Genomic DNA, 19,310 nt, shown 5'->3' on the forward strand with positions numbered 1-19,310 from the left:
CCCCTTCCAAAAGACCCACTAGGACGCCCTCTGCAATGGCCACCGAAGTCAAAGTTCCGGTACTGCCCGAATCCGTATCCGATGCCACCATCGCCAGCTGGCACAAGAAAGCCGGCGACGCGGTCAAGCGCGACGAGAACCTGGTGGACCTGGAGACCGACAAGGTCGTATTGGAAGTGCCCTCCCCGGTCGACGGCGTGCTGAAGGAGATCAAGTTCGAGGCCGGCGCCACCGTGACCAGCTCGCAGATCCTGGCGATCATCGAGGAAGGCGCGACCGCCGCTGCGGCTCCGGCCGAGGCCAAGGTCGCCGACGCGCCGAAGGCGGAAGCGCCGAAGGCCGCCGCTGCCGAAGCGCCGAAGGCGGCCAAGGTCGAGTCGGCCAAGGCCGCCGGCGACGTCTCCAGCCTGCCCCCGGGCGCGCGTTTCTCGGCGATCACCGAAGGCGTGGATCCGGCGCAGGTCGACGGCACCGGCCGCCGCGGCGCGGTGACCAAGGAAGACATCCTCAACTACGCCAAGAACGGCGGTGCCGGCAAGGCCGCCGGCGCGCGTCCGGAAGAGCGCGTGGCGATGACCCGCGTGCGCAAGCGCATCGCCGAGCGCCTGATGCAGTCGAAGAACTCGACCGCGATGCTGACCACCTTCAACGAGGTCAACCTGGCCAAGGTCTCGGCCGCGCGCAAGGAGCTGCAGGACGAGTTCCAGAAGGCCCACGGCATCAAGCTCGGCTTCATGAGCTTCTTCGTCAAGGCCGCCGCCAACGCGCTGCAGCGCTTCCCGCTGGTCAACGCCTCGATCGACGGCGAAGACATCATCTATCACGGCTACAGCGACATCTCGATCGCGGTGTCGACCGAGAAGGGCCTGGTCACGCCGGTGCTGCGCAACGTCGAGCGGCAGTCGTTCGCCGAGATCGAGAAGGGCATCGCCGACTACGCCAAGAAGGCGCGCGACGGCAAGTTGAGCCTGGAAGAACTGCAGGGCGGCACCTTCACCGTGACCAACGGCGGCACCTTCGGCTCGCTGCTGTCGACCCCGATCATCAACCCGCCGCAGAGCGCGATCCTGGGCATGCACGCGATCAAGGAGCGCCCGATCGCCGAGAACGGCCAGGTCGTGATCGCGCCGATGATGTTCCTGGCGCTGTCCTACGACCACCGCATCATCGACGGCAAGGACTCGGTGCAGTTCCTGGTCGACATCAAGAACCAGCTGGAAAACCCGGGCCGGATGCTGTTCGGTCTGTAAGCGCCTGAAGCCCCTCTCCCACCGGGAGAGGGGTTGGGGTGAGGGTACGACCGCACTGGACATCGCCCAGCGCCCACCCTTCAAAGCACCCCGGCAGCTCGCTCCGCTCCGCCGTACCCTCATCCGGCGCTACGCGCCACCTTCTCCCGGCGGGAGAAGGGAAAGGCAAAGGAATCTGAAATGGCTGAAAACTTCGACGTCGTCGTCATCGGTGCCGGTCCGGCCGGTTATCACGCTGCAATCCGTGCCGCACAGCTGGGCATGAAGGTCGCCTGCATCGACGCGGCCCTGGGCAAGGACGGCAAACCGGCGCTGGGCGGCACCTGCCTGCGTGTGGGCTGCATTCCATCCAAGGCGCTGCTGGATTCCTCGCGCCAGTTCTGGAACATGGGCCACCTGTTCGGCGAACACGGCATCAGCTTCAAGGACGCCAAGATCGACGTCGAGGCGATGGTCGGGCGCAAGGACAAGATCGTCAAACAGTTCACCGGCGGCATCGCGATGCTGTTCAAGGCGAACAAGATCACCCCGTACTACGGCTTCGGCGAGCTGCAGGCGGGCAACGTGGTCAAGGTCAAGCAACACGACGGCAGCGAGGTGGAGCTCAAGGGCACCAACGTGATCATCGCCGCCGGTTCGGACTCGATCGAACTGCCGTTCGCCAAGTTCGACGGCGCCACCATCGTCGACAACGTCGGCGCGCTCGATTTCAGCGAAGTGCCCAAGCGCCTGGCGGTGATCGGCGCCGGCGTGATCGGCCTGGAACTGGGCAGCGTGTGGAAGCGCCTGGGCGCCGAGGTCACCATCCTCGAGGCGCTGCCGGACTTCCTGGCCCTGGCCGATGCCGAAGTGGCCAAGACCGCGCTGAAGGAATTCAAGAAGCAGGGCCTGGACATCAAGCTGGGCGCCAAGGTCTCCAAGACCGAGGTCACCGGCAAGGGCAAGAAGCAGGAAGTCGTCGTCACCTATACCGATGGCGAAGGCGAGAAGAGCCTGACCGTGGACAAGCTGCTGGTGGCCGTGGGCCGCCGTGCCGCGACCAAGGGCCTGCTGGCCGAAGGCACCGGGGTCAAGGTCAACGAGCGCGGCCAGATCGAGGTCGATGCGCATTGCCACACCGGCGTCGACGGCGTGTGGGCGATCGGCGACTGCGTGCGCGGGCCGATGCTGGCGCACAAGGGCTTCGAGGAAGGCATCGCGGTCGCCGAACTGATCGCCGGCCTGCCTGGCCACGTCAACTTCGACACGATTCCATGGGTCATCTACACCGAGCCGGAAATCGCCTGGGTCGGCAAGACCGAGCAGCAGCTCAAGGCCGAAGACGTGCCGTACAAGACCGGCAGCTTCCCGTTCGCGGCGATCGGCCGCGCGGTGGCGATGGGCGAGCCGGCCGGCTTCGTCAAGGTCATCGCGCATGCCGAGACCGACCGCGTGCTCGGCCTGCACCTGGTCGGCGTCGGCGTCTCCGAACTGGTCCACGAAGGCGTGCTGGCGATGGAGTTCAACGGCTCGGCCGACGACCTGGCGCGCATCTGCCACGCCCATCCGACCCTGTCCGAGGCGATCCACGACGCCGCGATGGCGGTCAGTAAGCGAGCCATCCACAAGGCCAATTGAGCCACCTAGGTGGCTCGTCGTTGCAGAAGGCTTCGTTTCGCGACGAAGCCTTCTTTCGTTTCCCAGTAAAGGAACCCCGCCATGGCAGTTCCAACCCACACCTCCCTCAGCGGCATTCTGTTCGTCGCCGCCGGCCTGATGTTCTTCGTCGCCGCCGCGTTCGGCAGGCAACTGGCCTTTGCCGGATGCGGCGCGATGTTCGTCGCGATCGGCGCGTCGTGGCTGCTGCGCGCCAAGACCAAAAAACAAGAACGGACACCGACTGAATGACCGACCTCTCGGTCGCATCGACGGAAAAAGCTCAATGAAATCGATCTGCGTTTATTGCGGTTCCAACGCCGGCAACAAACCCGCCTACGCCGAGCGCGCCACCGCGCTGGGCACGCGCATCGCCGAGCAGGGCCTGCGCCTGGTCTACGGCGGCGGCAACGTCGGCTTGATGGGCACCGTGGCCAATGCGGTGCTCGCCGCCGGCGGCCAGGTCACCGGGGTGATCCCCAAGCAACTGGCCGACTGGGAAGTGGCGCACCGCGGCCTGACCGAACTGGAAATCGTCGGCTCGATGCACGAGCGCAAATCGCGCATGTTCGACCTGTCCGACGGCTTCATCGCCCTGCCCGGCGGCTTCGGCACGATGGAAGAGATCTTCGAGATGCTGACCTGGCGCCAGCTCGGCATCGGCAACAAGCCCTGCGCGTTCCTGGACGTGGAAGAGTTCTACGCCCCGCTGATCGGCATGATCGACCGCATGGTCGCCGAACGCTTCCTGCACCCGGACCAGCGCGCCGACCTGTGGTACGGCAACGACATCGACACCATGCTGGCCTGGATGCACGACTACACCCCGGCGCAGGCATCGAAGTGGATCGACGAAAAGCGCCGCAACGCGCTGCGCTGAAACCCACGACTCTTAAACAGCTGCACCCCAGGACGCGCGGCAACGCGCCCAGCATCCCCGGCATAGGTTTCAGTCCCGGGAAGCCGCACATTCCGCCGCATGCGGACGACGTCTGTCGCGGCTGAAGCCGCTCCTACAGGGACTTCGGAGCGCCGGTCGGTGCGCCATGAAGTCTGGAGATTTCCCACTGCGTTCGTCGCGACTGAAGTCGCTCCCACAAGGGGCTTCTGCCAGGCCAGTTGCTACAGCTGCCGTTGCTGCTGCTCCTGTTGCTGTTGCTGCGCTGCTGCTGTTGCTCTTGCTTTTGATTTACCGGGTTCCCTTCCGCAGCGGCGGCCATGGCGGGGAAAAACCCGAAGGGCGGCGCACAGGGATGTGCGCCGTTCGCGGCAGGGGCAGGATGCCCCTTCCGCGAATCCCCGTCATGGACGCGGACCCGGAGCGCGCAGCGCGGAGGGCGCGAGGCAGGGCGCGCTTTCTTTTGGTTACTTTTTCTTTGCGCGAGCAAAGAAAAGTGACTCGCGCCAAAGCGCGAAAGCTTTTGCTCGCATCTAAGCCTTAAACAGCAGCAGAAGCAAAGCATCAGTAACAGATAGACATCGGCACTGTCCGCACCGCATTAGCCTCAACACGCATGCCGAAACTATTCGAGCCAACCAACGCGCACACTCGCCATCAATCGTGCTGCGCAGGCCGTCCCAACAGATACCCCTGCCCATAGTCGCAACCCAACTCGCGCAACGTATCCAACTGTTGCTCGGTCTCGATGCCTTCGCCAATGGTCTCGATGCCAAGCGTACTGGCCAACGCCAGAATGCTGCGCACCAGCGCATAGCTCCCCGCACCGCTTTCCCCATGCAACCCGGCAACGAAACTCTGATCGATCTTCAACGCCGAAATCGGAAACCGGTGCAGATACGACAGCGCCGAAAACCCCGTGCCGAAATCGTCCAACTGCGCCAACACCCCGCGATCACGCAGCGCCTGCAGGATCGTCAACGTGCGCGGCGCATCGTCGAGCAGCGCCACCTCCGTGATCTCCACCCGCAACCGCCGCGGATCCGCACCAGCGGTATCGATCAAGCCGAACAGCCGATCGGTGAAATCCGGCGAACGGAAATGCCGCGGCGAGACGTTGACCGACACGTAGCCGGTGCCGCTTCGGGCCAGACGCTGGATCACCTGCGCGTACAGCAGCCAGTCCACCTGCTCGATCAGCCCGCTGTCCTCGCCCAGATCGATGAACTGGCTGGGCACCAGCAGTCCGCGGCTCTCGTGGCGCCAGCGCAGCAACGCCTCGTGGCCCACCACCTCGCCGTCGATCAAGCGCACGATCGGCTGGTAGAACGGCTCGAAGTCGCCGCTTTTGATCGCACGCCGCAGGTCCGCCTCCAGGTCCAGGCTGCGCAGCGCCGCCTCGCGCATCTCCTCGTCGAACACCGCGCAGCGATCCTGGGTCTGCGCCTTGGCCCGGTACATCGCCGCGTCCGCGTCGCGCAACAGCTCCTCGCCGCTGCGATAGCGCGGGTGCCAGGCGGCGATGCCCAGGCTGCCGGACGGAAACAGCTCGCGGCCGGCCACCCACATCGGCTGGCCGAGCACCCCGAGCAGGCGCTGCGCCAACTCGCGCACGCCTTCCAGCCCCTCTTCGCAGCTGACCAGGATCGCGAACTCGTCGCCGCCCAGGCGCGCGACCACATCGTCGCTGCGCAGCGTGGAGACGATGCGCTTGGCCACCTCCACCAGCATGTCGTCGCCGGCGGCGTGGCCGATGCTGTCGTTGACCAGCTTGAACCGGTCCAGGTCCAGGAACAGCACCGCGAACGCCATGCCGTCGCCGTTGCGCGCGCGGTTGATCGCTTCGCCGAGCCGATCCAGCAGATGCGAGCGGTTCGGCAGGCCGGTCAGCGCATCGTGCAGCGCCTGATGGGTCAGCCGCTGCTCGGCACGCCAGCGCTCGGCGATCTGCGCCAGCAGCTGCTGGTTGACCTCGGCCAGTTCGCGGGTGCGCTCGGCCACCCGCTGCTCCAGTTCGGCATGCGCCAGCCGCAGCCGTTCCTGCGCGCGCTGCCGCGCCAGGCCGCCGCCGACGTTGTGCGCGACGAAGGTCAGCAGGCGCTGGTCGTATTCGGTGAAACGCACCTGCGTGGTATAGCTCTGCACCACGATCGCGCCGACCACCTCGCCCTCGTCGAACAGCGGCACGCCCAGCCAGCTGTGCGAGCGCGTGCCGTATTCCTGCACCTCGCCCTGCGCGACCAGCGCTTCGATTTCCGCCAGTTCCAGCAGCATCGGCCGGCGCTTGCGCATCACGTACTCGGTCAGTCCCCTGCCGCGCCGCCGCAGCGGACGCCGCGGGCTGTGCTCGTCCACCGAATAGACGAATTCCAGCATCTTGGCGTCGTCGGACAGCAGCGCGATGTACAGATTGCGCGCATCGATCAGCCCGCCGACGATGGCATGCACCTCGGCGTAGAACTGCTGCAGGCTCTCCGAGCGGATCGCCAGTTCGGCGATGCGGAACAGGGCCAGTTGCAGGGTTTCGGCGCGCTTGCGCTCCTGGATCTCGTCCTGCAGGTCGTGGTTGGCGCGCTGCAGTTCCTGGGTGCGCAACTGCACGCGCCGCTCCAGCTGCACCTGCGCATGACGCCGGTCCATCGCGGTCAGCACGTGCTGGGCGACGTACGCCAGCAGCGCGCGGTCGGCATCGGTGTAGTGCAGCGCACGGTCGTAGTTCTGCACCACGATCGCGCCGCAGACGCGGCCCTCGCGCAGCATCGGCACGCCCAGCCAGTCCTTGCTGTCCGGGCCATGCAGGGCGTCATAGCCCACCCGCAGGCGGTCGCGCACCTGCGGCGACGGCCCGCGCACCGCCTGGCCGTGGCGCAGCAGGGCGAAGGTCAGGCTGTTGGGCATATCGCGTTGGTAGTACAGCCGTTCCGGATCGGCGACGAAATCGTCGTGCCGGTCGGAAAAATACAGGAAACGCATGCTCTGCTGTTCTTCGTCGTACTCGACGATGTAGCAGTTCTCCGCATACATCAGCGAGTCCAGCACCGAATGCACGTGCTGCAGCATCTGCCACATTTCCAGATCCGCACCGGCCAGGTCGGCGATCTCGTACAAGGCCTGCTGCAGCTGCTTGGACTTCTCCAGGCCCTCGATGCGCGCACGCATCCTCTCGGCTTCCAGCAGCGCCAGGCCGAACGCGGCCGCCATCTCGCACCAGGCGGCGCGCTGCGGCTCGGACAGCGGCTGCTGCAGCCGGGCGGCCACGGCCACGCAGGCGCCGTCGGGCGTCTTCAGCACATGCAGCAGGGCGTGCGCAGGCGCCGGCACGGTCTCGGCGAGACAGCGCTGGACCAGCGTCGACAGCCATGCCGGCGCATCCGGCGTGGCGCCGAACAGGCGCCCGCCGACGGTGCCGTCGCCGCACGCGATGGCCACATCGCTACCGGGCGGCAGCAAGCCGCATAAGGCAATCGCGGTCTGCATGGAAGCGGGGCCGTCGGGGTGATCCTGGCGGTCGATCGCGGACGGCTCAAACAACATCGACAACAACTCCTGCATGACGCGGGACCTGCCCCACGCCTCCCCCTTAGACGCCAGCATACCTTTTACGTGAACAGGCGCACGCGCGATGACCCCATGCGCGCCGCTGGCGCGTTCACTGTCTACGATGCCCGCTGCCATTCCGCCCCTGCCCGCCGCCACAGCCCTCACGCCACGCTATGCGCCGGGCCGGCGAACGCTTAGGCTTGCCGCCGTGGATGCCCTGGTCGAAACGAGCGACGAAGCCCTGATGCTGGCCTATGCGGCCGGCGACGCCGGCGCGTTCGAAACCCTGTACGCGCGCCACCGCGGCCGCCTCTACCACTACCTGCTGCGCCAGCTGCGCGACGTGGCGCTGGCCGAGGAGATGTTCCAGGACGTATGGCAGCGGGTCATCGCCGCACGCCAGGGCTGGCAACCGCAGGCCGCGTTCAGTACCTGGCTGCTGCGCATCGCCCACAATCGGCTCGGCGACCACTGGCGCGCGGCCAAGCACCGCCCGGCCGCGCCGGCCGATGCCGAACTGCGCACCGCCAGCGTGCCGGATCCGGATACCCCGGAGCGGCAGCTGTCCGCGTTCGAACAGCGGCGCCAACTGCAACTGGCGCTCGACGACTTGCCGGAGGATCAACGCGAAGTGCTGCTGCTGCGCCTGGAACAGGAACTGAGCCTGGAGGAGATCGCACAGATCACCGGCGTCGGCCGCGAGACGGTCAAGTCGCGGCTGCGCTATGCGATGGACAAATTGCGCGCGAGGCTGGGCGGATGAGTGCCGACGAACCGCTGACGCCGGAAGAACGCGCCCTCGCCGAACGCCTGCGGCTGGGCCGGCAGGCGGCGCCGTCGGCGGCGCTGGACGCCGCGATCCTGGCTGCGGCGCGCGCCGCGGTGGCGCCTGCGCCGGTTGCGTCCTCGGCGTCGCACAGCGTCGCCGCCGAGCCGGTAGCGGCGCCACCCGTTGCGAGCGCAACCGCGCCAGCGCCGGCGGACCGTGCCCGTACCAGCACGGTCCCGCGGCGCCGCGCGCGCTGGCAGGCCTGGACCGCGCTGGCGGCATCGTTGACGCTGGCCGTCGGCATCGCCTGGCAGCTGCGCACGCCGACACCGCCGGTGGCCGCGCCGGTCGCGCCCGAAGCGGTCGCTCCCGCACCAGCCGCCTCCGATGCGGCGGCCGAGCAAGCCGCTGCCGCCCAGCCGGCCGATGCCGAAGACGCGGCGGTCGCGTCCGACACGGCACCCACGCCCACCGACATGCCGCCACCTCCGCCTCCGCCTCCGCCAGCATCCGTGCAGAAGCTGGCGCCGGCAGCGAACGACCTCGACTCGATGCGCGCCATTCCCGCGCCATCGGCAGCACCCGCGGACGCCCCCGCTGCGGCCGAGCCGGCACCGATGGTGGCGCCGCCGCCTCCCGCGCCGGCCATGGTCTCGCCCCCTGCACCGCCTGCGCCGCCGGCCCCGGCAAAAGCGCTGACGCCTCCCGCGCAGGCACCGCAGGCGCTGGCGAAGCCGGCGGCGCGCACGCGCGAGGCGAACGCCATGCAGCGCGAAGACCGGCGCATGCTGCAACAACGCAGCGAAGACCTCGCCGAACGCGACGGCAGCGACGCGGCAAGCGCACAGGCACAGGAAGCGGAGGGATACGCCGCGCGCGTCGAAGGCAAACTCAGCGCAACGCCGGCACCGGCACCAGCCGCAATGCCGGCTGCGCCGATCGCAGCGGACACCGCACCGTTGGCGGCATCCGCGCGCGCCTCCGGCACCGATCCGGCGCTTGCGGCAGCTGCGCAGAACGACGCGCGCCTGTCGCCGCGGCGCTGGCTGGCACGCATCCGTGAGCGCCGCGACGCCGGCGAGCAGGCCGCCGCGCGCGCCAGCCTGCAGCGCTTCCAACGCGAGCATCCGCACGCGCGCATCCCCGATGACCTGCGCGAGCTGCTCGGCGACTGACCCGCCTTCCGCCATCGAAGACGCTGCGCACCGCCGCCAGTGCGCGCGACGCCGCGGTCGTGCGCATCGCGGGCAACCGGCTGCGCGGCGCGCCGCCGAACCCCAGTCGAGCGCAGCTCGCCGCAGCGCCTCGACTAGAATGGCGCCGATGCCCGATACGCTTCCCCACCCCGTCAGCCACAGCGTGGACATCAAGCACAGCCGCTTTGTGGCGCAGGCGGCGCCGATCGCCGACGCCAGCGCGGCGCTGGCGTTCGTGCAGCGGGTCGCGGTGGCCGATGCCACCCACAACTGCTGGGCCTACCGCCACGGCGACGACTACCGCTCCAGCGACGATGGCGAGCCGGCCGGCACCGCCGGCCGCCCGATCCTGGCGGCGATCGACGGCCAGGGCTTCGACCGCGTCGCGGTGGTGGTCACGCGCTGGTACGGCGGCATCAAGCTCGGCGCCGGCGGCCTGGTCCGCGCCTACAGCGGCAGCGCCGCCGAGTGCCTGCGGCTTGCGCCGCGGCAGCCGCTGCTGGCCTTGAGCCTGATCACCCTGCACTGCGGTTTCGACGATCTGGGCACCGTCCATGCGGCGTTGAGCGCCTGCGCCGCCGAAAAACTCGATGAACGCTTCGACGCCGACGGCGCCGAACTGCGCCTGCGCCTGCCCAGCGATCGCGTCGACGCCTTGAAAACGCGGCTGCGCGACGCCACTCGGAACAGGGTCCGCTGTTCGGAAACCTCCCCCGCATGAACGATCCGTCGGCCGACCAGGCCAAGTCGCTGCGCAAACTCGGCAGCCTGCGTACCCTGTGGCCGTTCGTGCAGCGCCAGCGCGGCCTGTTCGGCGCCTGGCTGCTGGCGCTGGCGGTGTCCTCCAGCGCGACGCTGAGCATGCCGGTGGCGATCCGGCAGATGATCGACCACGGCTTCAGCGACGGCAGCAGGATCAACAAGTCCTTCGCGCTGCTGTTCGCGTTGTCGGTGGTGCTGGGGATCGCCACCGCGCTGCGCTTCTATTTCGTGTCGCTGCTGGGCGAGAAAGTCGTCGCCGACCTGCGCGGGAGGCTGTATGCGCACCTGATCGGCCTGCACGCCGGCTTCCACGACCGCACCCGCAGCGGCGAGCTGGTGTCGCGGCTGTCGGCCGACAGCGAACTGCTGCGCGGGGTGATCGGCAGCACCATGTCGGTGGCGCTGCGCAGCACGGTGACGGCGATCGGCAGCATCGTGATGCTGTTCGTGACCAGCCCGCACCTGGCCGCCTACGCGCTGATCGGTATCCCGCTGGCGGTGTTGCCGATCGTGCTCGGCGCGCGCCACCTGCAGAAGATCTCGCGTGCCAGCCAGGACCGCGTCGCCGATGCCAACACACTGGCCGCCGAAACCCTGGGGGCGGTGCGCACGGTGCAGGCGCATGCGCGCGAGCCCTACGAACGTGGCCGCTTCGGCCAAGCGCTTGCCCTGTCGGTGGACGTGGCGCGGCGCCGGGTGCGCGCGCAGGCGCTGATCACCGCGGTGGCGATCGTGCTGGTGTTCGGCGCGATCGTGCTGGTGCTGTGGTCCGGCGCGCACGAAGTGGCGGCCCACGAATTGAGTGCCGGCGCGCTCGGCCAGTTCGTGCTGTACGCGATGTTCGGCGGCGGCTCGGTGGCCTCGCTGGCCGAAGTCTGGAACGACCTGCAACGCGCGGCCGGCGGCATGGGCCGCATCGCCGAACTGTTCGCCGAACGCCCCGAGGTGCTGGCGCCGGCGCAGCCGCGCGCGCTGCCGCAGCCGCTGCGCGGCGAGGTGCGCTTCGAGAACGTGGTGTTCCGCTATCCGCAGCGCCCCGACCATCCGGCGCTGGACGGCTTCGACCTGCACGTGCGGCCCGGCGAGAGCGTGGCCTTGGTCGGCCCCTCCGGCGCCGGCAAGAGCACCGTGTTGTCGCTGCTGCTGCGCTTCCACGATCCGCAATCGGGCGTGGTGCGGGTGGACGGCGCCGACCTGCGCGAGCTGGATCCGGCGCAGCTGCGCGCGGGCATCGGCCTGGTGCCGCAGCATCCGACCCTGTTCGCGGCCAGCGCCGCCGACAACATCCGCTACGGCCGGCTCGAGGCCAGCGATGCCGAGATCGAAGCCGCGGCGCGCGCCGCCGAAGCCGACACCTTCATCGGCCAGTTGCCCGACGGCTACGCCAGCGAACTGGGCGAGCGCGGCGCGCGCCTGTCCGGCGGCCAGCAGCAGCGCATCGCCATCGCCCGCGCCCTGCTCAAGGACGCGCCGATCCTGCTGCTGGACGAAGCCACCAGCGCGCTGGATGCGCAGAGCGAATACGCCGTGCAGCAGGCATTGGAACGGCTGATGGCCGGGCGCACCACCCTGGTCATCGCGCACCGCCTGGCGACGGTGCTCAAGGCCGACCGCATCGTGGTGATGGACCACGGCCGCATCGTCGCCCAGGGCACCCATGCCGAGCTGTTGGCGCAAGGCGGCCTGTACGCGGAACTGGCACGCCTGCAATTCATCGACTGAGCACGCCGCGCTAACACCGGCGGGACTACGGTCCCGCTGCGCCCCACGCCACGGCGGCGGCGCAAGGCGCCGGCAGCGTTTCCGGCGCAATCCGGTTCGACGAATCGCCTTCGACAGGAGACACGCCATGTCCTTTCGCCAACTGCCCGCCCTCGGCCCCGACGGCGAGGCCTATCTGATCACCGAGTTCCAGGACGAAGCCCAGCATCAGCAGCAGGCGCAGCACGACGCGCCATCCACGCCGGCGCTGCGCTACGAACTGGCCGACGGGCGCAAACTGATCCGCCGCGGCCAGCAGTTCACCACCACCGGCGGCGAACTGACCCTGACCGCGGTGTGACGCGCGCGCTGCCGCGCAGCGACGACGAGCGGCAGTGCGATCTGTCCGCCCCGTGTGCGGTGCGCGCGACGACCAGTGGTCAATTATTGACCAAGCCTCTTGACACGCCCACCCAGCAAGGCGCGCAGACACTTATCCACATGTTTGCGCGCATTCCATCCACACTGCCTGTGGATGAAGCGCAGCTGCGGCAACCGTATGTTCCCTGCCCCTTGTAGGAGCGGCTTCAGCCGCGACCGGAACTACCTGGACACGGACATGCTGCACAACGCGCTGCCCACCAACCACAACCAATCGCTTGATCGGCAATGCCTGTCGCGGCTGAAGCCGCTCCTCCAGGTTGGCCGTCTGCGTCGGACTAGCGCGGCAACACCCGGCCGATGCCGCTGGCGTCGATCTCCGCTGCCGCGGCGTCCAATGCCGTCGCCACGGTGGCCGGATCGAAGCCGATGGATTGCGACAGCCAGATGTTCCCTGCCCCTTGTAGGAGCGGCTTCAGCCGCGACCGGAACTACTGGACACGGACATGCTGCACAACGCGCTGCCCACCAACCACAACCAATCGCTTGATCGGCAATGCCTGTCACGGCTGAAGCCGCTCCTACAGGTGGCCCGCCTGCGTCGGACTAGCGCGGCAACACCCGGCCGATGCCGCTGGTGTCGATCTCCGCCGCTGCGGCGTCCAATGCCGTCGCCACGGTGGCCGGATCGAAACCGATACGGAAATGCAGTTCCCCGGCCGGCGTGCGCGAGGAATGGATCGAGGCCAGGCTGACGCCGTGGCGCTCGAACACGTACAACAAGGTCCGCAGCGAGCCGGCACGGTCCTCGGGCAGATAGACGCTGAGCGTGAGCTGCTCGGTCAGGTCCGCGAGCAGATAGCCGACGCGCTCGTAACTGTAGTTGCCGTGCGCGATCGCCGCATCGCCCAGCGCCTGGCGATTGGCGTCGAGGAAATCGGCGCGGAACTGCGCGCGCGCCGCATCGTCGCCGCGACCGACCTGCTCGCGCAGCCGCGCCAGTTGCGCGATCAAGCCGTCGAGCACGCCGCCGACATGCGGGTTGCCGAACTGGATGTCTTCGTAGATCGCCGGATTCAACGCCAGGATGCGCGCGATGATCGCGGTATCCAGTTCGAACGAGGCCGAACGATAAGGCATCAACGCCTCCAGCGACCCCAGCGTCGGCGCGTGCTCGCGCAACACGCCGGCCTGCGCCAGATGGCTGGCGTGCACCATCGCCTGCACCAGTGCCATCACCTGGTCGTGGTGATCGGGCGTGCTGCGCACGCATTCGGCTTCCAGCGCCGTGCACAGCTGCTGCAGCCACGCGCTCCAGCGCGACAACCGCGCTTCGCACACCACCAGCACGCGGCCTTTGAGCGTGGGCGACTTCGGCGGCGCGGTCATCGGATGCAGCCCTGCCACCTCCGCCTGCGAGGCCAGCATCGCCGCCACCGGTTCGCGCTTGACCGAGGTCACGTCCAGCCACAGCTGATCGCGTTCGCGCCCGCCGGCGCGGCGCACGTAGTCGCCGATCAGCGCCGGCGTGTGCCGGATCGGCGCGGAGAAGATCAGCACCTGCGCGCGCTGCAGCAAGGCATCGGGATCCAGCGACTGCGGATCGGCCGGATCGTGGCCGACCACCTCCAGTTGCATGCGCTCGCGGAAGAATCGGCTCAGCCAGCAGCCATAGGCGCCGGCGCTGCCGACGATGCCGACCACCGGGCGCAGGCTCACGCCAGGCGCTCCACGGCGAAGCGCAGCGGCGTGGCCAGCGCCGCCGGCGCGGCGGCGAGCACGTCCAGTTCCTCGTAGCCGCTGGCCAGGGTCGCTTCCAGCGCCGCATGCACGCCGGCGATGGCGCGGCCGATCGCCAGTTCGAACGCGTCGCCGCGCAGCAGGAACGCGACCAGCAGTGCCATCAGCACGTCGCCGGTGCCGGCCACGTCCACCGGCAACAGCGGCGAGCACCAGCGGTAGACCGCCTCGCGGCTCACCGCCAGGGTCACCAGCTGCCCTGCGTCGCCACTGACGCTGTGCGCCAACACCCACTGCGGCCCGCGCGCCAGCAGCACGCGCGCCGCGGCGATGGCATCGTCCTGGGCCAGCGCCGGCAGGCCGGTCAGGCGGCCGAGTTCGAACGCGTTCGGGGTGACCAGCCAGGCATGCGGCAACAGTCGTTCGGCGAACACCACTTCCAGGCCCGGCTCGACATAGGGGCCGGTATGCGTATCGCCGATCACCGGATCCAGGCAATAGCGCAACGCCGGGCACTGCGGCAGCGTGGCGTCGAGCCAGTCGGCGAACGCAGTGCCGTTGCCGACGCTGCCGAAATAGCCAGACACCAGCATCCGCGCACGCTGCGGCAGGCCACGCTCGCTGGCGCCGAGCAGCAGGTCGGCGAACCAGTCCGACGGCAGCACCTTGCCGCGCAAGGTGTCGTAGAACGGCGCATTGCTCAGCAAGGTGGTCGGAATTTCCGCCACGCGCAGGCCCAGCGCGCGCAGCGGCACCGCCGCCGCGCTGTTGCCGGCATGGCCGTAGACCAGTTGCGACTGCACCGAGATCACGTCGATCGGCGAAGGCCCGTGCGGACGCTGGCGGCGGCCGTGGAGAAGATGGCTGGCAGTGGATGCGTTCATCCGCACATTCTAGGCCGCGGCAATCGACGGCGGAGTACCGGCGCGCTCAGGGGTTGCGCAGGAACACCACGTAGCCGCGGAACCACGGATTGTCCCGCAGGCCCTGCGGCGGCTGCCAGTCGCCGCCCTGCAGCAGGCCGATGCGGAACGGCACCTGCAATCTGCCCAGCCTGGCGACATAGACGGGATAGTCGGGAATCACCGCGCGTCCCTGGTAGATCTGCAGCACCACCTCGTCGACCACGCCGCGCAATCCGGCCAACGCCTCGGCGCGGCCGTTGACGCTCCAGTCCAGCAGGCCGGTGATGCCGAGCTGGTAGTCGGCCGGCAAGCGCCCGCGCAAGGTGCGCAGGAACGCCACGTACTGCTCGAGGTGGCCGGTCCCGGCGTCGAAATCGATCTGCAGGCCGGCCACGTCGTTGCCGGCCGCGCGCCAACGCTGCAACTGCAGCAGCACCGCGTCGAACAATGCCGGCGTCCAGTCGATGCGCTCCACCCGCAACACCATCCATACCTGGCAGTGGCGCAGTTGCGGCAACGCGGCGCGTTGCGCGACCAATCTTGCCGGCGCGTCGGCGTCCAGCGGCACCTCGGCCTGCAGCAGGTACACGCGGCGCGCGTTGGCCAGCACCGGTTGCGGCCGCACCCCGGCCCACAACCAGAACGCATCGTAGCGGCGCGCCTCCACCGGCGCGGCGTTGGCCGCGACCATCGTCAGGCACAGCGCCAACAGCACGGCGCAGCGCACGCGCATGGCGCCGCTCACCAGTAGTACTTCAGGTCCTGCGCCCAGGTCGAGGACGGGAATTCCCGTTTCAGGCGCTGGAACCAACGCTTGCGCTCGGCCACCGGCACGTCATTGCCGCCGCAATCGTTGTTTCCGCTGGGCGCATAGCACTGGATGGCGCGGTACAGCGCATAGGCCCTGTCGTTGGCAGGCACGTTCGCAGCATCGATGACGCGTTGGTAGACCGGCAAACGGAAATACGCAGCGCCGGGAAATTGCGAAGGCGCTCCGCCAAGCTCGGCGGCCGGCGGTTGCCAGTTGATCGGCAAGTCATCCCAGTTCATGACCCGGACCAACTCGGCCACGCACAACTGCGCATGGGCGTCGGCGGGGGCAGCGGCCAGGGTCTTGGCCACCGCCTCGATCGCCGGGCATGCATCCTCGCCCTGCTCGAATGTGCCGGAGAACACCGCCAGCGGTGGCGACGACTGCGGCAACCAGTAAGGCCCGAGCCGGGGCTCGCTGCTGTCGAGCGGGACGTCGGCGAGCAGCACGCGATCCTGCAGGAACGCCTTGGACTGGCCACGCGAAAGCTCCTTGTACAGCAGCACGAAGCCGGCCAGTTCGCGTTCGTGCGCCGGCACGCTCGGCGCCAGCGCGTGGCGGCGCAGCAGATCGGCACCGGCGGCATAGATCAGCAGCTGGTCGCGGATGGACTGGTTGACGATCGGAGAATCCGCGGCGAACACCTGGTCGAGCGCACGGTCGCGCTCCAGGCGCCGCGCCAGCGCCAGCTGCACCAGCGGTTGCTGCACCCCAGGCTCGGCGCTGCCGAGCAGGCGCCGCCAGTAGGCCGCCAACTCCGGCGCACCGCTGTCCTCCAGCGCCAAGCCCTTGAGCATGGCCGTGGCGAAGGCCACGCTGCCGCGCCTGCTTCCGCCCTGGCCCGTCTCCAGCAGGCGCAGCGCCTGCGTCGGCGACCCGGCCACGTAATACTGGTAGCTGGACAGCAACAGCGCGAACAGCTCCGGTTCGTCGGCGAAGTGCGGCCGCTGCGCCTGCAGCGCGTCCAGCGACAGTCCCTGGCCGTTGCTGCCATCGCCCCCGCGCATCGCCTTGAGATCGGCCACCGCCAGCAGCAGCGGCGTGGTCAGCGTCGCAGGATCGACGCTACCCAGCAGCTTGTTGTCGATTTCCTGGGCCAGCTCCGGGTCGGACAGGCCGCGCTGCGCGGCAGGCAGCCGCAGCAGCCGCTCGTATTCGGCTACCAGTTTCCCGGTGTCGCCGCCGAGCCAGTACAGCCGCCGCATCAATCCATGCGCCGAAGCCGCGTAGCGCCCCTGCGGATAGTCGTGCAGGTACTGCGCGAACGCCTGCTCGGCGCGCGCCAGCGCGGCCTTGTCGAACTGCATCGGCTCGCGCTGCACGCCGTATTCGTCGAAGCCATCGACCTGCGCCGCATTGAGCGCCACCCGCCCCGACATGTAGCGCGCCGTCTCCCTGATCCAGGGGTCGGCCGCCTTGGCCAGCGCATCGAAGCCCTGCGCGGACGCGTCGAAGGCGCCGGCGTAGAACGCGCTGGCGGCCTGCAGGTACTGCGCGAATTCCCTGCCTGCGGCCGACGACACGCCGTCCGGCGCAGCGATTTGCTGGTCCGGACACTGCGCCGGCCGCGCCTGGGCCAAGTGCGCTTTTTCCGCCGCCGGCACGCGCGCGTTCGCGTTCAGCGCGTCGTTGAACGCGCTGACGCCGCGTGCATTGCTGTTGCAGCGGTTCGCCTCGCCATCGAGCACCCCATCGGCGGCGGTGGCCTGATCGGTCGCCGGCGCTTGCAGCGCCTGGACCGCCGCCTCCCAGGTGAACGCCGGTTCGAGCGGGCTGGCAGGCGCCACCGCCGGCGCTGCGCCATCGCGCATCAACAGCAGCAGGTTGACCCGGGTGTCGCTGCCCGGTGCCAGCGCGACGGTGTTCTGGCATCCGCTGTAGTCGCCGAAATCCAGCAGCAGGCTGGACTCGCACCCGGCATCGGAACTGGCGAGCGCGGGTGCGGCAAAGCAAGCGCACAGCAGCAGCGCGGCAAGGCGGGCAACAACGGAACGGCCGATATCCATGGCGGGCTCTGCAAGCGAGATGCGCCGCGATCGGCGTAGCGGCATGTTCGCATGCCGGACCGCGCCACGGACGGTGACGCGGCGCAAAGGGCGCACGCTAGCGATGCGCGCCAGCGCGGCCGCGCCGGCAGTGCACCGGCGCTGCCATGCTGAAAGGATAAAAAGGTCATCCGGTCCCCAGAACCACTTCACCCCCGGCAGGTGCGTTCACCGCCGTAGTTCAAGGGCTGGGATTGGGAATGCGGGATTGGGGATTCGTAACAGCAACACCGCGGCGTCCCCTCCCGCACCCGGCATTCGATTCGCAGGCAATCGACCGCAATCCCGAAAACCGAAAAGGCACGTACCGGGCTCTCGCCCTGCACGTGCCTCTTGCATCGTTCCACACACTCTCGACCGCCGCTCGGGACCCGCCGTTGCGAATCCCCAATCCCCACTCCCGGCTCTACGACGTCATCCGGTCCCAGAACCCCTTCACCCCGTCGATGAAGGTCGCCGACTTCGGCGAGTGCTTGCGCGCGTCCTCGCCGGTGAAGGTGGATTCGAATTGCTCCAGCAGCTTGCGCTGGTCGGCGGTCAGATTGACCGGGGTTTCCACCACCACGCGGCAGTACAGGTCGCCTTCGCTGCGGCTGCGCACCGAACGCACGCCCTTGCCGCGCAGGCGGAACAGCTTGCCGGTCTGGGTCTCGGCCGGAATGCGGATCTCCGCCTCGCCGCCCAGCGTGGCCACGCGCACGGTGTCGCCGAGCGCGGCCTGGGAGATGCGGATCGGCACTTCGCAGTGCAGGTCGTCGCCGTCGCGCTGGAAGATCGCGTGCTCGCGCACCCGCACTTCCACATACAGATCGCCAGGCGGGGTGCCGGCCGGACCGGCCTCGCCTTCGCCGGATAGGCGGATGCGGTCGCCGTTGTCCACACCGGGCGGGATCTTCACCGACAGCACCTTGGTTTCCTCGACGCGCCCGGCGCCGTGGCAGGTGCCGCACGGGTTCTGCACGATCTGGCCGCGCCCGGCGCAATGCGGGCAGCTCTGCTGCATCGCGAAGATGCCGCGCTGGATCCGCACCTGGCCGCGACCCTGGCAGGTGGTACAGGTCTCGACCTTGCCGTCCTCCGAACCGCTGCCATGGCAGTGTTCGCATTCGCCCAGGGTCGGAATCTCGATGCGGCGCTCGATCCCGGCCACCGCCTCTTCCAGATCCAGTTCCAGCACGTAACCGATATCGGCACCGCGCCGGGCCGCACGGCCACCACCGCCGCCGGCACCACCGAAGATGTTGCCGAAGATGTCGCCGAAGATGTCGCCCATGTCCGGGCCGCCAGCACCGCCACCGCCGCCCATCCCGCCCATGCCATGCTCGAACGCGGCATGGCCGTGTGCGTCGTACATGCGCCGCTTGTTGCCGTCGGACAGGACTTCGTAGGCCTCCTTGCACTCCTTGAACGCGGCTTCGGCAGCTTGGTCGCCCGGGTTGCGGTCAGGGTGGTGCTTCATCGCGCAACGGCGATAGGCCTTCTTCAGCTCGTCATCGTTGGCGGTACGGGCCACGCCCAGCACTTCGTAGTAGTCGCGTTTGCTCATGGCTGGGAATGGGCGATGGGGAATGGGGAATGGTTCAAAACAGGCATCCTGTAGCGATTAGTCATAGCGGCAATGAAACCGGGAACCTTAAAACGGCGAAGGAGCGGAGCCTGAGCACCGCTCCTTCGAGA

The 19,310-nt window shown here is 68.8% G+C and carries 15 protein-coding genes; 9 read left to right on the forward strand and 6 right to left on the reverse strand.

What is annotated here, in order from left to right; genetic code table 11:
- The first annotated feature begins 35 nt into the window (after window positions 1-35).
- The 4 genes from sucB to HEP75_RS13480 all read left to right on the forward strand — a co-directional run bounded on the left by sucB (window position 36) and on the right by HEP75_RS13480 (window position 3,765).
- A complete protein-coding gene (gene sucB / locus HEP75_RS13465) occupies window positions 36-1,250 on the forward strand; it encodes a dihydrolipoyllysine-residue succinyltransferase (protein ID WP_179565129.1) in 1,215 nt (404 codons plus the stop codon).
- A 180-nt stretch (window positions 1,251-1,430) separates the two neighbouring features.
- On the forward strand, window positions 1,431-2,867 hold the full coding sequence (gene lpdA, locus HEP75_RS13470) for a dihydrolipoyl dehydrogenase (protein ID WP_185823869.1): 1,437 nt from the start codon (window positions 1,431-1,433) through the stop codon (window positions 2,865-2,867).
- A gap of 81 nt (window positions 2,868-2,948) precedes the next feature.
- A complete protein-coding gene (locus HEP75_RS13475; protein ID WP_185816184.1) occupies window positions 2,949-3,137 on the forward strand; it encodes a hypothetical protein in 189 nt (62 codons plus the stop codon).
- A 34-nt stretch (window positions 3,138-3,171) separates the two neighbouring features.
- Complete coding sequence (locus HEP75_RS13480) at window positions 3,172-3,765, forward strand: TIGR00730 family Rossman fold protein (RefSeq protein ID WP_185823870.1); 594 nt, start codon at window positions 3,172-3,174, stop codon at window positions 3,763-3,765.
- Between the two features lie 675 nt (window positions 3,766-4,440).
- Here the strand turns inward: HEP75_RS13480 and HEP75_RS13485 are convergent.
- The gene (locus HEP75_RS13485) at window positions 4,441-7,317 is read right to left on the reverse strand and encodes an EAL domain-containing protein (protein ID WP_185823871.1); all 2,877 of its coding nucleotides are present in this window, start codon (window positions 7,315-7,317) and stop codon (window positions 4,441-4,443) included.
- A 214-nt stretch (window positions 7,318-7,531) separates the two neighbouring features.
- Between HEP75_RS13485 and HEP75_RS13490 the strand changes: the two genes are divergently transcribed.
- The 5 genes from HEP75_RS13490 (at window position 7,532) to HEP75_RS13510 (ending at window position 12,112) form a co-directional block, all read left to right on the forward strand.
- Complete coding sequence (locus HEP75_RS13490; protein ID WP_053841824.1) at window positions 7,532-8,086, forward strand: RNA polymerase sigma factor; 555 nt, start codon at window positions 7,532-7,534, stop codon at window positions 8,084-8,086.
- On the forward strand, window positions 8,083-9,267 hold the full coding sequence (locus tag HEP75_RS13495; protein WP_185823872.1) for a hypothetical protein: 1,185 nt from the start codon (window positions 8,083-8,085) through the stop codon (window positions 9,265-9,267). Before HEP75_RS13490 ends, HEP75_RS13495 begins: the two co-directional genes overlap by 4 nt.
- Before the next feature lie 148 nt (window positions 9,268-9,415).
- Complete coding sequence (locus HEP75_RS13500) at window positions 9,416-10,009, forward strand: YigZ family protein (RefSeq protein ID WP_185823873.1); 594 nt, start codon at window positions 9,416-9,418, stop codon at window positions 10,007-10,009.
- A complete protein-coding gene (locus HEP75_RS13505; RefSeq protein ID WP_185823874.1) occupies window positions 10,006-11,772 on the forward strand; it encodes an ABC transporter transmembrane domain-containing protein in 1,767 nt (588 codons plus the stop codon). Before HEP75_RS13500 ends, HEP75_RS13505 begins: the two co-directional genes overlap by 4 nt.
- Window positions 11,773-11,899: 127 nt before the next feature.
- Window positions 11,900-12,112 carry a hypothetical protein gene (locus tag HEP75_RS13510; protein ID WP_185816178.1) on the forward strand — a complete coding sequence of 71 codons (213 nt, stop codon included), beginning with the start codon at window positions 11,900-11,902 and terminating at the stop codon, window positions 12,110-12,112.
- A 626-nt stretch (window positions 12,113-12,738) separates the two neighbouring features.
- Here HEP75_RS13510 and HEP75_RS13515 read toward each other — a convergent pair.
- The 5 genes from HEP75_RS13515 to dnaJ form a co-directional block, all read right to left on the reverse strand.
- Window positions 12,739-13,836, reverse strand: a complete 1,098-nt coding sequence (locus HEP75_RS13515; RefSeq protein ID WP_255424104.1) for a prephenate dehydrogenase — start codon at window positions 13,834-13,836, stop codon at window positions 12,739-12,741.
- Window positions 13,837-13,847: 11 nt separating this feature from the next.
- The gene (pdxY, locus tag HEP75_RS13520; protein WP_185823876.1) at window positions 13,848-14,756 is read right to left on the reverse strand and encodes a pyridoxal kinase; all 909 of its coding nucleotides are present in this window, start codon (window positions 14,754-14,756) and stop codon (window positions 13,848-13,850) included.
- A 46-nt stretch (window positions 14,757-14,802) separates the two neighbouring features.
- Window positions 14,803-15,522, reverse strand: coding sequence for a DUF3142 domain-containing protein (locus HEP75_RS13525; protein WP_221899266.1), 720 nt, complete (start codon window positions 15,520-15,522; stop codon window positions 14,803-14,805).
- Window positions 15,519-17,786 (reverse strand): hypothetical protein, encoded by a 2,268-nt coding sequence (locus HEP75_RS13530; protein WP_185823877.1) that lies wholly within the window; start codon window positions 17,784-17,786, stop codon window positions 15,519-15,521. Before HEP75_RS13530 ends, HEP75_RS13525 begins: the two co-directional genes overlap by 4 nt.
- A 253-nt stretch (window positions 17,787-18,039) precedes the next feature.
- Window positions 18,040-19,179 (reverse strand): molecular chaperone DnaJ, encoded by a 1,140-nt coding sequence (gene dnaJ, locus HEP75_RS13535; protein WP_185823878.1) that lies wholly within the window; start codon window positions 19,177-19,179, stop codon window positions 18,040-18,042.
- Window positions 19,180-19,310: the final 131 nt, after the last annotated feature.

The organism is Xanthomonas sp. SI (assembly GCF_014236855.1).
Lineage (GTDB): Bacteria > Pseudomonadota > Gammaproteobacteria > Xanthomonadales > Xanthomonadaceae > Xanthomonas_A.